14 protein-coding genes and 1 pseudogene are annotated in these 16,126 nt (G+C 58.1%); 10 read left to right on the top strand and 5 right to left on the bottom strand.

What is annotated here, in order from left to right:
• Positions 1–7 precede the first annotated feature (7 nt).
• From XH84_RS10060 to XH84_RS40645, 8 genes and pseudogenes are all read left to right on the top strand, one after another.
• Positions 8–862, top strand: coding sequence for a shikimate dehydrogenase (locus tag XH84_RS10060; RefSeq protein WP_128918809.1), 855 nt, complete (start codon positions 8–10; stop codon positions 860–862).
• 52 nt (positions 863–914) lie between these two features.
• Complete coding sequence (locus XH84_RS10055; RefSeq protein ID WP_128918721.1) at positions 915–1,583, top strand: amino acid ABC transporter permease; 669 nt, start codon at positions 915–917, stop codon at positions 1,581–1,583.
• 10 nt (positions 1,584–1,593) lie between these two features.
• Positions 1,594–2,250, top strand: a complete 657-nt coding sequence (locus XH84_RS10050) for an amino acid ABC transporter permease (RefSeq protein WP_128918720.1) — start codon at positions 1,594–1,596, stop codon at positions 2,248–2,250.
• A gap of 50 nt (positions 2,251–2,300) precedes the next feature.
• Complete coding sequence (locus XH84_RS10045) at positions 2,301–3,128, top strand: transporter substrate-binding domain-containing protein (protein WP_128918719.1); 828 nt, start codon at positions 2,301–2,303, stop codon at positions 3,126–3,128.
• A gap of 60 nt (positions 3,129–3,188) precedes the next feature.
• On the top strand, positions 3,189–3,935 hold the full coding sequence (locus XH84_RS10040; protein WP_128918808.1) for an amino acid ABC transporter ATP-binding protein: 747 nt from the start codon (positions 3,189–3,191) through the stop codon (positions 3,933–3,935).
• 13 nt (positions 3,936–3,948) lie between these two features.
• Positions 3,949–4,395 (top strand): type II 3-dehydroquinate dehydratase, encoded by a 447-nt coding sequence (aroQ, locus tag XH84_RS10035; RefSeq protein ID WP_128918718.1) that lies wholly within the window; start codon positions 3,949–3,951, stop codon positions 4,393–4,395.
• 217 nt (positions 4,396–4,612) lie between these two features.
• Positions 4,613–5,776 carry a lactonase family protein gene (locus XH84_RS10030; RefSeq protein ID WP_245471663.1) on the top strand — a complete coding sequence of 388 codons (1,164 nt, stop codon included), beginning with the start codon at positions 4,613–4,615 and terminating at the stop codon, positions 5,774–5,776.
• 270 nt (positions 5,777–6,046) lie between these two features.
• Positions 6,047–6,179 (top strand): annotated as a pseudogene (locus XH84_RS40645) (NADH-quinone oxidoreductase subunit D-related protein); the annotation flags it as partial.
• 20 nt (positions 6,180–6,199) lie between these two features.
• Here the strand turns inward: XH84_RS40645 and XH84_RS10020 are convergent.
• From XH84_RS10020 to XH84_RS10000, 5 genes are all read right to left on the bottom strand, one after another.
• Positions 6,200–6,652 carry a DUF4399 domain-containing protein gene (locus XH84_RS10020; protein WP_128918717.1) on the bottom strand — a complete coding sequence of 151 codons (453 nt, stop codon included), beginning with the start codon at positions 6,650–6,652 and terminating at the stop codon, positions 6,200–6,202.
• 17 nt (positions 6,653–6,669) lie between these two features.
• Positions 6,670–8,187, bottom strand: a complete 1,518-nt coding sequence (locus tag XH84_RS10015) for an SUMF1/EgtB/PvdO family nonheme iron enzyme (RefSeq protein WP_128918716.1) — start codon at positions 8,185–8,187, stop codon at positions 6,670–6,672.
• A gap of 466 nt (positions 8,188–8,653) precedes the next feature.
• Positions 8,654–9,196, bottom strand: a complete 543-nt coding sequence (locus tag XH84_RS39610; RefSeq protein WP_164936164.1) for a hypothetical protein — start codon at positions 9,194–9,196, stop codon at positions 8,654–8,656.
• A 457-nt stretch (positions 9,197–9,653) separates the two neighbouring features.
• Positions 9,654–9,929, bottom strand: a complete 276-nt coding sequence (locus tag XH84_RS41815; RefSeq protein ID WP_430641883.1) for a DUF7662 domain-containing protein — start codon at positions 9,927–9,929, stop codon at positions 9,654–9,656.
• A gap of 2,680 nt (positions 9,930–12,609) precedes the next feature.
• Complete coding sequence (locus XH84_RS10000) at positions 12,610–12,849, bottom strand: hypothetical protein (RefSeq protein WP_128918715.1); 240 nt, start codon at positions 12,847–12,849, stop codon at positions 12,610–12,612.
• Between the two features lie 1,074 nt (positions 12,850–13,923).
• Between XH84_RS10000 and XH84_RS09990 the strand changes: the two genes are divergently transcribed.
• The gene (locus XH84_RS09990; protein ID WP_128918713.1) at positions 13,924–15,054 is read left to right on the top strand and encodes a PqqD family peptide modification chaperone; all 1,131 of its coding nucleotides are present in this window, start codon (positions 13,924–13,926) and stop codon (positions 15,052–15,054) included.
• Positions 15,041–16,117, top strand: coding sequence for a nucleotidyltransferase family protein (locus tag XH84_RS09985; RefSeq protein ID WP_128918712.1), 1,077 nt, complete (start codon positions 15,041–15,043; stop codon positions 16,115–16,117). Before XH84_RS09990 ends, XH84_RS09985 begins: the two co-directional genes overlap by 14 nt.
• Positions 16,118–16,126: the final 9 nt, after the last annotated feature.

Genomic DNA, 16,126 nt, shown 5'->3' with positions numbered 1-16,126 from the left:
GCCGAACATGCATCCGAACTCCAGCTTTCTCGTCGGTCTGATTGGCAGCGGCATCGCGGCGTCCCGCACGCCGCCCATGCACGAAGCGGCCGCTGACGCCGCTGGAATCCGGTATCTCTACAAGAAGATCGACCTGACCGAGTTGAAACTCGGCGTCGAAGCCTTGCCCGAATTGCTCACGGCCGCAAAGCGGATGGGCTTTGACGGCTTGAACGTGACCCATCCCTGCAAGCAGGCGATTCTCCCGCTTTTGGACGCGCTCTCGTCGGATGCAGAGGCGCTTGGTGCGGTGAACACCGTAGTCATCAGGAATGGCCGAACGAAGGGCCATAACACGGATTGGTTCGGCTTCGCCGAGAATTTTCGCCGCAACATGCAAGGTGCCCCGCTCGGCCGCGCCGTGCAGTTCGGCGCGGGCGGCGCAGGCGCGGCGGTGGCTTTCGCGCTGATGAAGCTCGGCGTGCAGGAACTGACCATCATCGATGTTGACTCGGCGAAGGCGGAAAGCGTGGCCGACAGTTTGTCCTCTCGATTCGAAAAAGGACGCCTAAAGGTCGGCCAGGATGTCGCAGCGGCGGTGGCTGCCGCGGACGGAATTGTCAACGCGACGCCGATCGGCATGGACAAGTATCCAGGGACGCCGCTGCCGACGGCCCTGCTGCGTGCCGATCTGTGGGTCGCCGAGATCGTCTACTTCCCGCTGGAAACCGCCCTGCTGCGCGCGGCGCGCGCCCTCGGCTGTCGCACCGTCGATGGTAGTGGCATGGCGATCTTCCAGGGCACGGAGGCATTCCGCTTGTTCACGGGCATCTCACCTGATCCCGACGTCTTCTTCGCGACTTTCGCGTCCCAGGGAGGATGACACCCCGGCCGATGGGCGAGCGGCACGCACAACGCCCGAGAGGAAACGAAAGATGGGCTACACGCTCGATTTCTCGGTGGTTTGGCATGCGATGCCCGCACTGCTGTGGGGTTGCGTGGGCACGTTGGGCCTGGCGCTCGCCGGCATGACGCTCGCGATGATTATCGGTGTCGCCGGCGTCGCGACGCGCGATGCGAAAGCGGCTTGGTTGCGCGCTCTCGTGATCGGCTTCGTCGAGATCGTGCGTAACACGCCTTTCCTGGTGCAGATCTTTTTTCTGTTCTTCGCCCTGCCGCTCGTCGGATTGAAGCTCAATCCGACAGCCACTGCCATTATCGCACTCGGTGTCAATGGCGGCGCCTATGCCATCGAGATCATCCGCGGCGGCGTCCAGTCTATTCACAAAGGACAGGTGGAGGCCGGCTACGCGCTCGGACTGCACAAAGGACAGGTATTCCGGTTCATTGTGCTCAAGCCCGCACTTCGCGCGATCTACCCCTCGCTTACGGGTCAATTCATCATGCTGACGCTCACCTCGTCGATCTGTTCGGCTGTGTCCGCCTACGAACTGACATCGGTCGCGCAGCGCATCGAAAGCGACACCTTCCGCAGCTTCGAGGTCTATTTCTCCGTCACCTTCCTCTATCTCGCGATCTCCTGGCTGCTGATGCTTGGCTTCGCGGTCATCTCTCACCGCTTCTTCGCATATCCGACACGCTGAGGGCGAGATCATGGTACCGCATTTTGGCCTTCCGGAGTTCGGTTTCCTGCTGCGTGGCCTGCAATGGACCGTGCTGCTTACGCTGGTCGCATTCGCAGGTGGCTGCACGGCGGGGCTCGCTATCGCATTGCTGCGCACCTGTGGCCACAAGGGAGTGGAATGGATCACCCGCATCTACATCGGGATATTCCAGGGCACTCCGCTGCTGCTGCAGCTTTTCGTCGTGTATTACGGGTTGGCGCTAACGGGGTTGAAGCTCGACGCCTTCGTCGCGGTGGCGATCGGTTTCACCGTGAATGCATCCGCCTTTCTTGGTGAGATTTGGCGCGGCGCGATACAGGCCGTGCCGCGCGGCCAGACCGAAGCGGCAATGGCGCTTGGACTGCACTATTCGTCCCGCATGCGCGATATCGTGCTGCCACAGGCGATCCGAATCTCGCTGCCGGCGACCATCGGCTATCTCGTGCAGCTCATCAAGGGCACCTCGCTCGCCGCCATCGTCGGGTTCATCGAACTCGCCCGCGCCGGTCAAATCGTTTCGAACCAGACCTTCCAGCCGTTGCTCGTTTTCGGCGTGGTCGGCGCAATGTACTTCGTCCTCTGCTGGCCACTCTCATGGTGGGGCAGTCGGATGGAGGCCAGGCTCGCCCTGGCCAGTCAAAGGTAGGAACGGCGCACCTGCTCAAAATATACAGCCATCACCAGGAGGAGATATTCATGTTGTTTTCACCCAATCGTCGCCAGCTCGGGGTCGCGCTATTGGCATTGGCAGCTATCGCCATCGCAGGCGAATCGCAGGCGGGCACTCTGGAAGACGTGAAGAAGAAGGGCGTCGTCGTCATCGGCATTCAGGGCGATAATCCGCCTTGGGGCTATGTCGATAGCTCAGGAAGGCAAGATGGCATCGATGCCGACATGGGTCGCGCCTTCGCTGAATATCTCGGCGTCAAGGCCGAGTTCGTCCCGCTGGCGGTGGCCAATCGTATTCCGGCGCTGACCACAGGCCGCGTCGACATTCTGTTCGCAACCATGGCCATGCTGCCCGAGCGCGCAAAGGCGGTGCAGTATTCCAAGCCGTATGTTGCCAATGAGATCACGCTTGTCGCTGCCCAGGCGACCCCGATCAACAGCAATGCCGACATGGGCAAGTACGTTATCGGCGTTCCGAGGTCCTCCACGCAGGATACGCAGGTCACCAACAGTGCTCCAGCAGGCACCGAAATCCGCAGATTTGATGATGATGCGGCCACGATCCAGGCGCTGCTCTCCGGTCAGGTGCAGGCCGTCGGCGCAAACAGCTTCTACCCGCAGCGTCTGAACGCCGCAAAGCCGGAACTTGGGTTCGAGCCCAAGCTTCACTTCACCGCGCTGTACAACGGGGCCTGCACCCGCCTAGGAGAGAAGGAGTGGAACGAGACGGCCAACAAGTTCATCGACCAGATCAAGTCTAACGGCAAATTGGCCGGCTTCTACGCCAAATGGATGAAGGCGCCCGTGCCGACCTTCCCCGACTCGGTGCCCGGCGTTCCGTTCACAGTTCAATAATGAGGGCGAGCGGCCGACGCAATGCGCGTCGGCCGTCGTCCGATAGTGGAGGCCGAATCCATGCAGGATCATATCCTGATCGAGATGATGGGTGTGCAGAAGTGGTACGGCGGGTACCAAGCTCTCCGCAACGTCGATCTCACCGTGCGCAGGGGCGAAAAGATCGTGCTCTGCGGCCCGTCTGGCTCAGGCAAGTCGACGCTGATCCGCTGTATCAACCGGCTGGAGGCGATCCAGCAGGGCAGTATCGTGGTGAACGGTCATCGGCTGGACGACAGCATCAAGGCAATCGATGTCGTACGCCAGGACGTCGGCATGGTCTTTCAGAGCTTCAACCTTTTTCCGCATATGACGGTCTTGCAGAACTGTACACTCGCGCCGATTCGCGCGCGCCGCATCAGCAAGACCGAGGCGGAAGCGACCGCGCGAAAATACCTCGAGCGCGTCCGCATCGGTGACCAGGCTGAGAAGTATCCGGCTCAGCTTTCCGGCGGTCAGCAACAGCGTGTCGCGATTGCGCGTGCGCTCTGCATGCAGCCCAAGGTGATGCTATTTGATGAACCGACGTCAGCTCTCGATCCCGAAATGGTCAAGGAGGTGCTTGATACGATGATAGGCCTCGCCAACGACGGCATGACCATGATTTGCGTCACCCACGAGATGGGCTTTGCCTGCCAGGTTGCCGATCGTGTGATCTTCATGGCTGAAGGCCAGATCATCGAAGAAGGCGCGCCCGACGCCTTCTTCCGCAATCCACAGCACGTCCGCACCAGGCAGTTCCTTGGCGAAATCCTCGCCCATCACTGAACGGAGTACTTCCATGAGTCGTCTTGTTTATGTCCTCAATGGGCCCAATCTAAATTTGCTTGGCAAGCGTCAGCCTCACATCTACGGTCACGAGACACTTGCGGACGTCGAGCGGGAATGTCGGGCGCTGGTCAAGGAGCTTGGCCTGGAGATCCGCTTTCATCAAACCAACAGGGAATACGAGCTGATCGACTGGATCCACGAGGCGCGCGAGACGGCTGCCGGTATCGTAATGAATCCCGCGGCTTTCACCCATACGTCGGTCGCCATCCTGGATGCTTTGAACACGTTCGAGGGGACGGTGATCGAGGTGCATATTTCCAACGTGCACAAGCGCGAGGAATTCCGCCACCACTCGTTTGTTTCGAAACGAGCCGATGGAGTTATCGCAGGCTTCGGCACTCAGGGTTATCTGCTCGGCTTGCGTCGTGTGGCCAGGCTGCTTGACGAGAAGGGATAACATCGCATGAGTGCACCCGTCCGCCTGTCGGCGATGGGAGCGGGCCTCATCGGCAAATGACACATCGAACACATTCTCGTCCGGCCGGAGGCCGTGCCTTTTATTCGCGGCATCGGGCCACGAGCAGCCGAGGCATCACTAGCGAAGATATGCTTAACGGCGTAAGCTGCCGAGACCTGCCCTTCAGAGGCGGGGGTATTGTCGGGAGGACGCTAATATGTTGCGCGCCATAGGATTGTCGTTTGCAGCCGCCATGCTGCTCGGTACGAGCTTTAGCACTGGGCACGCGAAGCCCCTCATGATCGTCGGCCTCGATGAAAAACTGCTGTGGGACGAAAGCGGCAAGCCCATTCTGTCCGCACCTGGCAAGGACCAGATTCTGATCGTCGATCTCGCTTCTCCTGAAACTCCCAAGATCGTCGCTGCTCTGCCGCTCAAGAACTCGGTGGTCGGACCGCCCGTGAATGTGGCGATCGATCCCAGCGGGACAGTGGCGCTGGTCGCCGACTCCGTCGATGTCGTCAAGGACGGCGAAGCGCTGAAACAGGTACCCGACAACAAGATCTACGTCGTCGACCTGCAGGCCAGTCCGCCGAAGCTGGCAGCTACGCTTACTGGCGGGAAGCAGCCTTCCGGGCTCAGCTTCAGTCCAGATGGCAAGATGGCACTGGTCGCCAATCGCGGCGATAATTCAATCAGCGTCCTCTCCGTGAACGGCACAGACGTCAAGATCACGGACACCGTTGCAATGCCGGACAGTCCGTCGCACGTGACGTTCACCCCGGATGGCAAGCGAGCCTTGGTCGCCCGATTTCCTGCTCACAAAATCTCCATGATGGACATCGCGGGCGACAAAGTGACGTACAACAAGATCGACCTGCCGGCCGGCCAGTGGCCCTACAATGTCGCGGCAGTACCCGGGGGGAAACTCGCCCTGACGTCCGACAATGGCAACGCAGGTGCCTCCGATGGAAGTGTGGATACCACGAGCGTCATCGATTTGGAGGTCAATCCGCCGCGCATCATCGATCGCGTTGTGGTGGGCGACGGCCCAGAGGGACTTGCAATCAGCCCTAAGGGCGACGTCGCGGTTGCTGTGATTCTGCGCGGTTCCAATATGAAGAACGCGTATTTCTACGAAAAGAATGGCAGCATTTCGGTGCTCAAGATCGACGGCAAGAAAGTGAGCAAGACCGGAGACATCGAGGTCGGCGGCTTGCCCGAGGCGGCAGTCTTCACGCCCGACGGCAAGTATCTTCTTGTCGGCAACTACCTCACGCAGGACTTCTCTATCCTGAAGGTCGATGCCAGCAATGTCACGGATACCGGCAAGCGCTTCAAGGTGCCCGGACATCCCGCCTCGGCGAGAATGGGACCGTAAAGGTCTTGGTCCATTCGAGTCCGTCAGAGGCCGCTTCACTGCGGGCATTTATTGTGTCGTTGACAACAGTAGTTAGCCGGGCGGTAGCTTTGAGTTGGCCAGTGCGATCGACGCGCGAGCGCATCATGTGCATCGATGCGTCGGTAACCGCTTCGGGTCAATCGCGCTGCAGAACCTAGCGGATCGCCACTTCCGATGTACCCAAGAAGCCGACCTGACCTCAAGGAGGCCAATCGACAGGAACGGGCCAAAAGGCGACGATCCGCGCTCAATCTGGACCGCTCGCTCTCGCTCAACCGGATCTTCAAGGCGCGCAACGTCGACATCGGACGGGCGACCTTGGAGCAGGCCTGGGCCTGGGGCTTCTCGGGCGTGGCGGCGAGGATCGGGCGCTGCCTGGGACCCGATACAAATGCCTTGCTTCTATTTGCCTCGCCGCGCTGAATCCGGGGGTCTAACGCGGACGGTGATTTTGTCCGATACGATTGGCGGATCGAAAGGATAGTGCTTGGCATCCCCTAGCACCAGTTGGAGCGTATGAGTACCGGGCGGAAGCTCAAGGAAGGTCTCAGTCTGTCCTGCTCCAAAATGGAGATGCGATTTATCCTGAAGAATGGGCTCCTTTGCATCAATGGGGTCGCTGACATCAACCAGCAAATGATGATGACCCGCGTTCTGGTAATCGTCGCCCGCATGCGTCACGCCCATGTTGCGCAACCCGAACCGAACCCAGAACCCGGCTCGGATTTTCTGACCATCATGCGGGGTAATGAAGTAGAGCTTTGCGTCCTTGGGGGCCGTCTTGCCCTGTGAATGTGCGACAGCCGGAAGCAATGCGAGTATCGCCGATAACGCAACGCAGCGAACGATTCCCATTGGGCCTACTCCAGCAACTAAGGATCGAGCGCAATACGGAAGCCGTGAGTCGGGTAACGAACATTAGTGTCGTAACCATCTCGATTTGCAGGCCGTACATATCTTGAATCATTTTTCCAGGATCCCGAGCGCAGAACGTGCGAAGTGCAGTCAGGACTGCTCCATGCCGATCCATCGCCGGGCGCACCCTGATACGTCTTATGCCAGCAATCCTCAACCCACTGATCGACGCCACCACCCATGTCGTAGAGTCCGAACGGATTAGGTTTGTAGATCCCCACTTTCGCCGGCTGCTCAGCCGCCATATCACCGCAATCCTTGCATCCAGCCATTCGCGGCTGGAGCTTGTCGCCCCACCAATATTTAGTTTGCGTTCCACCGCGCGCGGCATATTCCCATTCAGCTTCGCTCGGGAGGCGATAAGGCTTCTTCGTCACCCGCGCGAGCCAGGCGACATATTGCTGCGCGTCGGTCCAGCTCACATTGCTCATCGGCGCATCGTCAAGGCCGCTGCCGGAGAAGGCGCATGCCTGGGCGGCTGCGCAAGTGTTCCACTCCTGAACCGTCACTGGGTACTTGCCTATTGAGAACGGCCTTAGCGTGACCTGGTGAATAGGCCTTTCGGTCGGATCATCATTGCTTCCCATTACGAAACTGCCGCCGCGAACGGCGACCATCTCGGGTTCGCGAACAGGCGTCGCGGATTGACTCGGCGCTGGAGATGACGAAGGTGACGAAGACGATGAGGGGGATGGTTGCGCAATCTTCGTCGGTTCGCGCAAGGGAGGCTGCGGCGGAATAACCGGAGGAATGGTTGGCATGGCGACCTGCTCGGTCATTTTATCATGCGGTAAGACCAGCAGATACCACAGCACGCCGCCGGCAATGACCAGCAGCGTGATACTCAGGAGAAAAATCAGAGCGTTCTCTCGGCGGCCGCGCGTCCTGCCGACCGCTTCGGCATCCGGTAGCACGCGATAAACGCGCACGGGATCCGTGATGTTCTTGACTTTGCGATCTCCAAGTGACTCGTAGCTGCACACGACCTTGTGCTTGATCTGCTCGTAGATCGCACCTGAGATGTAGACGTGACCGGGATCGGCTAGACCCTCGATGCGTGTGGCGATGTTAACACCGTCTCCGTAAACGTCGTCTGGTTCTACAATGACGTCCCCGAGATTAACGCCAATTCTGTACTCGATGCGGGAGTGCTTCGGGAGCGAAGCGTTGCGACCGATGAGATTTTGCTGGATGACGATGCTGCAACGAACAGCTTCAACCGGGCTATCGAAAATGGCGATGAAGCCATCGCCCGTTGTTTTTACGAGACTTCCGTGATGCTCCGCGATACTGGGCTGGATGAGGTCCCGCTCTATCCGTTTCACGCGGACATGCGTTCCTTCCTCATCGGCCTGCATCATGCGACTGTAGGATGCGATATCGCCGACGATGATAGCTGCAAGGCGACGTGGCCCGACGCCCAGTGGCGGCGACTCATCCTGAGTTCCGGATTTGAAGTTGCGAATTTCGCCCATAGCGGGGATCCACAAGCTTTCAACGCGAGCTCAGCTTACGACTTCAAAATGCAGCCGTCTGTGAAAGCTATCACATTGGCCAATTGAGACAATAACGAAAGCATTGGGTTCCGCGAGGCGACGTTTCCTCGCCAATTGAACCTTTTGTCCTTGGCGTCGACCAAGCCCGACACGATATTCAAACCTGAGCCTCGTGCTTCCCTGCAAGGCCGCAAATTCGAGACGCGCCCGTGACACCACGGCGCAAGCATCGTTTAAATGCGAAGTCGCCATCTGCCGGAACGGCGCGCTCGCAAGCAGCTTGTCAGAGCTCTACCGGCCTACGCAGCGGCAGCGGCCCAGGACCCCAATCGTTCACCAACTGGGCTCGGGGGTACCGGCATTGAAACGCCTGGCCCACGTTCAGGGCCGCCGGCTGCTTTGGATTGGCGACGCACCGTTAGGCCAACGGTTGTGCGGACTGCTTTCAACCCGCGGCGCGAGGATTGACAACCGTGTAGCCGCGCAATGATCGCGGGTGCATCCTCGTCGCGTGTCCGCCTGAGTTGGCGTCATACGCCATCCAAATATCGCCTCCGAGATGCTGTTCTAGAACGAAGACGTGCCCGCGCCGCGCCGCGACCATTCCGGGCGCGGGCGGCGTGCGGGGGAAACGTAGCCAATTGGCCGCAAGATTTAATTCAGGCACGACACGACCAAACACGCGCAGGGCTGCGCCACAACCACAGAATGAAGACGGGCAGCCGGCCGGCCGGCCGCCGACAATCCGGCTGTCAGCACGGGCACTCCCGGCCGCTACGCTGTTGGACGTGGCTAATGTGAGTTGTTGTGGGCGATGCTCCTGCAGTGAGTAGCGTAAAATTCGTTCGCGGCGCGCCTGCGTAAACGAGAAGTCACATGGCATGATGACATTGCATTCGGGCACTTGGCTGATGCGGTAAGGTCTTGCTTCTGAACAGATTGTACTGATGACAACGAAGAAACACGCAGAAAATACTCGCTTAAACATTGCAGGACTCCGAGCTGAGATCCTGCCCCGTCCCAAGCAACGAACAATTTTTGGGCTGAAAAGAGGCTAAAAGGACGGCAATTCCGCTGCACTCTTGTCGATCCTCACGGCCAGACGTTGCGACTCAATCGATTAACCCGCTGAGGGAGTGCGCGTTGAATCTTTCCATTGATCAAGTCTGCTGCGGGTTAAAAGCGTCAGTCCGCTCTGAGACGAGCCGTCGTCCGGTTTGCTCCTGATGCAGAATCGTTAGGGCTTAACCGCCAAGAACTCACCTCGAGCAATTCGAACTCGCGCTGTCCGATCAAGCGCACTTCAGTGGGCCGAAGCCGCGTGCGAGCTCACTCGATCGTCGTCTGCGCGGGAATGCAGCGCGCGTGCCGGCCCTACTAAGCTCTGACAGGCATAGAGCCGCTGCAAGCCACGACTACCGGATTACGAAAGCACGCGGAAGCCTTCAAAGTCGATAAAACTCGACCGCTCGTTGTTTCAGCGAAACCCTAGTTGCAAAGCCTGCGTGCAGCCACGCCATAGACTGCGTGTGACCTTTGCGCGAACTCTCGTTTCCCCACCATGCACTGAACTTGTAGGCTGATGGTGGTAATGGTCTACGGAGAATTTCTTCGATCTCTGAGAAGGTCAGCCGGATCGTCTGCGCACCCATGCGACGCTGCAACTCCTTCCGCAGTGGGTCGTAAACGGAGACACTCAGCTCGTTAGCAGTCACGGGCATGTTCAAATCCAGGGCAAGCTCCAGCTCGGGCTCAGTGATCCGCTCAAGCCGTGATCCGAAATTGCCCTTGAAGTGATCCCGCGGCTAAAGCATCTAAAGCCAGTAGAAATCGTTCTGAACATTTTCGCTGCAAGCAATTGAATTGCCCTTAGTTCGAATATCCGATGATTCAACGGCACGCGAAGAACAGCGATCAGAATTCGCACGCTTGGTCGACTACAGCGACTATAACGCAGTGAATTTAGATCACTGCACTTTTTGCCCGAGGTCTCTTAGCAGCGTGTGGAGAAAGTCGCTGGCATGGTCGTATTGAGCGTTCCCGTGCGTGTGTTGACCAAGGAACGGATCCATTAACCGACCGATAGTCTCGGAGCCGAGTAGCTCACTTCTGCGCGGCCACTGCAGCAGTAGAGGATCGGGTACGTCTTCTTCAGATCCGAACAGCCCTAAGAGGCAATGTTCACTCCGAGGCTTATGGTCGTGATGAGCCTTTGCTGCATAGAAAGCGAGCAGTCCACGGAAGGCATCACGGGAAACAAAAGGTTTTCCCATCGGAACTTCCCTGAATAAAATCAATAAACGCAAGTCTGAAGCCAATATGCGGGAAAAGCTAGCAAAAAATTTGAGTTCGCGCGTGTCCTCATAAAATGGTGCTGATTGCGATTAATCTGGAAGTCAGCGCTCATTACCTGTCTTGTCAAAACCCTCGAACGGGCGCGCTTTCGGCGGTCTTCTCGCTGATTTAATCGGGCGGCGAGGGGATTTATTTGGCTGGATAGCCACGCAGAGCTCGAATGGCAGACCGCATTGGCAAGGATAACACCTCGGCCCCGTCGCGAGCCGGGAACAAATGGCATATTTGACGATTGCTTCCGTGCTCTGGCGTCCACCGCCCCTGAAGCCGGAGCACGCCACGGCCTCAGCCGCCCAAGCTGAGGCCGTTCTTTTGCATGCCATCTTCCGATCCCTTGCGATCCGCTGCCTATGGTCAAGACCGCGCTAGATCGGCCGAAAAATAGCCAAGAAGCTTGGAAGACAAGTGGGGGCGATTGCACCGCGCGCAGCTTGGGGCTTCTACTCAGAAGATGATCAAGTGCGATGCCGATGGCGGGAGTGCGGCCCCGGCACGGCACACTGGAGGGAGAGACATTGCCCGGGGCCGCCCCGCGGATCCAACGTGGACCAGCATTCGAGCAACCGGGAGTTCGGGGGGATCGTTCCTAAGTGGTAATCAGCCGTTGAAGCGCTAGTTTCGTGACTTGGGCGTCCCCCGGACGCCCAATGTCCGCCGAAACGTCGCAATCCAATTCTCGGCCACATCGTGCTCATCCTCGACGTTGCATGCGTAGCTTCGGGGCCACCGGCGCGCTTGCGCTCACCACTACGCGCGTCGATCTGATCGAGCATGTGGTCGGCCAAACGGTGCGCCTTCCAGTAATTCAGCTGGTCGGTCATAGAGAGGGTTCAGTCAATTAGAGTGAACGGGACGACGTTGAAGCGCCTTCAACGAGCAGGCGGTCCACATAATTACCTTCTGCAGGGGAAAGCTTCAGAAGATCGAGGTCTGGCCAACGGTGCGCCCATGTCTTTGCGCAGGATTGTCTTTCAGCCACTTGCAAACCACGTGTCTCAACGCCACGCTCTCTGGCAAGCTAAACGGCTCTAGAGTGCTGCCGGGCTCAAAATATACGTCCCGGCAGCGATCCATTCTCAACTCAGCACTGAAATCCCAGTTCATTCTAGTTGTTCAATATCTTCGTCATGGGGCTTTTGGCGCGGCCGCCGTCACGCCGGCGCGCTCTCACTCTTCAGGGCCGGGCGAGCTTGGAGCGCATCCCAATCAGCAGCGTATAGGCAAGCCTGCGCCAAATCATGTTTACGAGAACTAGCATAGTGGCATCCCGCGTTTTGAGGGTACCAGCGTCGTCCCGCTTTGTTTCAGGGTCATTTCGTGGAGGGACGAAATGGCTTCACGCCCCCCTTCCTCGGCAGAGGGCAGCCGGGGGACCCCCGCATCACGCCATGAAGGCCGTCGTCGGGGCGACTTCATTTTCGTGACGGGAAGATTTGATCAGCCGCCTTCGCAGCATCGACGTCAACGAAGCGACCGATGTTTCGGATCACCAACCCGTTGCGATCGAACTGGCGGAATAGAGAATGGCGGAATTATCAAAACTTGGCGTCGCAAGGAGGGGCAGGGCGCGCCAGAAGGCTGGCGGAGAACAGAAAATAGGTTTGCGCATCCACGCCGGTTATCAATCCGGCCAGCATAGTAATCAGAAACGCACCGACTGGGGAAATCCCGCGCGTACCATACCCTTGCTTCTCAGCGCCTTCGCGCGCCCGACGAGGACACTGACCGCCGTCTTTCGCCGGAGCGCCGTGCTTCCGCCCTTCGTACTCTCTCCCGGAGCCGCCTCAATTGAGCCAGCAGGCTAACGAGTTCGATCCTCGTGTCACGCAGAACAGCCAGGCTGCAAAACCCACTACTCACTACAACACCCTCAACAGGCCCTCGGCGAATCCGTGACGGAAAGCTGATGATATCCTGATAAGGTCTAAGCAATGGATTCTAGAGCCGTCCGTTCGCTTTACGACGATACCCGGAAAATAGTTTGGGTGTTCTAATGCGTTGCAACACAAATACCTGAATCTGGAGGATGGGAATTTGAACGCACTCTCAGAAACGACCTTCAGAAACGGCCTCGGCATTTGCAGCAGCACGAAGGAAATCCGTCGTCCGAACGGTTGGCTCGTCGACCCAGGCCTCGCGGGCGAACCAGTTGTGATTGGCCTCACAGATTGGGCAACGAGTATTGCCGAAAAAGACGACACTCCGCTGGAAAGTCTCGCGATCGGACTTGATGCCAGTTGGGATCCCGCGACCCGTTTGCGGACACTTGATCATGATCATACCCATGCGCGCCTCCCTTAAAGGTATCGGTTGATAAAAAGGGCCGGTCGGCCGGAGTGCGCTCTCGTCGGTGCGGGTTACTTGGGGGGCATCGCACCTGGGGTCGTTGTTTGAGCAACGGGCAGATTGCTCATGAGGACGCTTCTCCAACCGACCGGATCTCCTGCTTGGCGAATTCTCGGGATACTGCCTACTTTGGCTGCTTCGACCTCAACCAAGAGCTTCTGGGAGGTCCCTCACAATTAATATGTACAAATCCCTGTGGCTTCGTGCCGAATGTTCCGCTCGCAACGAAACCCTTTATCTTCCTGTCAACGTTCAAATCAGCGGACCGGATCACTGGCTTCACTCCCTCATTAACTTCATTATATCCTACGTTTTGATTTAATGTACAAACTAAAATTTGGATCCTCGGTCCGATTTGTGACTCTCCGCTGATTGTTTTGCGGTTCTTGAGGGCACGAGATACTCTCACCAAGAATATCCGGCCCTCGCAGCACTTCAGCCGTGATTTGGCTTGGTAGCGGAGGGTTGGGCGTTAAATATGAAATAATTTTTGATTTTATGGTCGACCTGTAAATCTCGTTGTTAATTGCTGCCGATCACGTAAACTGACCCGTCCAGGTCTCGTTTCGGCTGGAGGAGACGATGTGGGAATTAAGTCTTAACGAATGCAACCACACCTTGAATGAGCCACACTTGGCTCAGATGCGCGCGGAATTGGTGAGCATTGGCGAGAAGGAGCGCATTCTAAGAGAGCGCAGTGCCGATCGCGAAGCATATCGGTACCTATTGGATGCTCATCGCTTGATCGCGAGGGCGAGTCATCTTCCAGAGCAGGTGTTGAACATTTCTCCGCCGGGAGGAGACAAGAACGGTCAGCTCGCGGCATGACCGGCCGGCTTTCCTTTTCAAACCGCGCCCGGTCGGGTGGCGTGTTCGGCTGAAGGGGAAATACAGCGCCGCAGTCCGCGCTAGAGAATCTCGCAGGCGACGGCAGTCCGTTGTGAAGCGCGGCAATGGCGCTTCCCGGACGCTGTCGCCACCTCGTCTGTAAAGGGCGAGGCAGATTTGTTCACAATGGTTGAAGCCGTGCTGGAAAGATCGTCGGCACAGATGGTGTTGAGACCGGCTCCGGACGTGGCGTTCGCGCTGCTGGACGGCCGATCAATGCTGTTCAGTGAAGCAGGGCAGAAGATCTTTGAACTCGACCGAGTAGGAGCATTGATTTGGTGTAAGTTGATGCAAGGCGCCTCTCTGGAAGAGATTTATCAAGAGCTTGGGGCGCTAGACATTGACGAGGACACGGCACGCCAATTCACGCGACAGCTCATAGATGTCTGGATCGATCGAGCGCTGCTCCAAGTCGATTGGCGAATGTCGACCGATTGCGCCTTCTCGGCGATTTTAGGTCGGCACAGAATAAGCGTCCGGGCCGCAAATCGGGACCTCCTGAGACGGCTGCTGTCGCCATTTTGTATTTCGGACCAGGGCGGCGGGAGCGACGGGGACATTGCGATCGAGGCAATGATGCTGGACGAGCAAGTGTTCTTGCGCGGGGAGGATTGCAGCATCTTCAGATGTGAAGTCGAAGCGCTGGCTCCTACGATCAAAGCGCACATCACCGAGCGGCTCATTCGCAGCAATCGTTGGGTCTTCTCCCTTCATGCCGCTTCCCTCGTGAAAGACGGTATGGGCCTGTTGTTGTGCGGCCAACCGGGAGCTGGAAAGTCTACCCTCACACTGCAGCTGGTGGACGCCGGACTCCGGTATGCCGGAGATGACGTTGCGCTGGTTGGTGCTGACGGAGCGATCTGCGGCATCCCGTTTGCTCTCACCTTGAAGGAGGGATCGTGGGACTTGCTCGCACGATTGCATGGTGACCGGTACGACACGACGCATCGCCGCTCCGACGGCATTTCCGTGCGCTACGTGCCCATTCCGGATGCGCACAACCAAAGCCTTTCCGCAAGGTGGCTTATCTTCTTGAACCGCGTCGAGAGCGGTCCGGCCGAATTGACCGCGATAGACCAGTTGGATTCGATGAGGCGGCTCATCGATAACGCATTTGCTGCTGACGGAACACTGTCGCGGGCCGGCTTCTTCGCTTTGAAGCGGATAGTCACCGGCGCGCGATCCCTTCAATTGACCTTCTCCGAAGCCGTGGAGGCTCGGCGCATGCTTGTGGATCTATGCAATGGCAAGGCATAGCACGGCGCTGACGAGCCTCTGCAATTGCTTGCAAGGCCTGCCACCTGCCGATGTCGAGTGGACGTCGGTGATCGGGCTTGCAAATCAGACTCTGACGACGCCGGCGCTCATCGATTTTGTCGATAAATTTGCATCGATCCTGCCGGAGGACGTCGGTGAATATATTCGACAGATCCACCGCCGAAACGTACTGCGCAACAATCGGCTCTTCGTTCAACTCGAAGAAGCCGTCGTTGCCATGAACGGCCACGGCATTACGCCGATCCTGCTCAAGGGGGCATCGACGCTGGCGACCGCGCCCGAGGCGCGAAAAGGCGTTAGGTTAATGTCCGACCTCGATATCATGATCATGCCAGATGAGGCTAGAACGGCGGTCGCCGCTCTATGTGCAATTGGTTACGATATTCATGACCAGGCCCCTCCCGAAAGCCAGAGATGGCATGTCGAGCTGAATCGCTCACAGGATGTCGGGGCCATCGACCTACAGCGGGCAGCTCCAGGTCCCGCGTACCTCTATCAGAGCTTCGGGCATGCGCTGAGCCATTGCGTCCCTGCGACGTTGGGGCGGGGACGCGTATATATTCCCACGCCTATCTATCGCGCGCTCATGTTGATCATCCATGATCAGTTTCAAGACTATGGTTATTGGCTCGGCGATCTCGACCTGCGGCACCTTGTTGAACTGCGCGATCTAAACAATTCTGCCGAGGGCCTCGATTGGAGGGAACTTACCTCTCTTGTCTCGGGCGAATTGATGAAGAACGCGGTTGAAACTCAGCTGCTCGCTCTTGCTGAGTTGCTTGGCGTCGAGATTCCGGAAGAGTTTCGCTCTCGGCTGATTCCCCGTCTGCAGTTCGTGCGACAGTTGATGCAAGCGCGCTTTCCGGTCACACGTGTGCCCTTCCTCGCAATGATGGTGCTGGATCTCGGAAATTACCGGAAGGTGGCAAATGACACCATTCAACCCGCCACGCACCGGCGTGGGTTGTGGTCCTTGCCGAGGATGGGAACCCTGCAGTTTCTGTTAAAGGCGGCCGTCGCGGTGCGCGCAGGGAAGACCTGAACCACAAGC

Source organism: Bradyrhizobium nanningense, from assembly GCF_004114535.1.
GTDB lineage: Bacteria > Pseudomonadota > Alphaproteobacteria > Rhizobiales > Xanthobacteraceae > Bradyrhizobium > Bradyrhizobium nanningense.
This window is presented reverse-complemented; position numbering and strand designations above follow the sequence as displayed.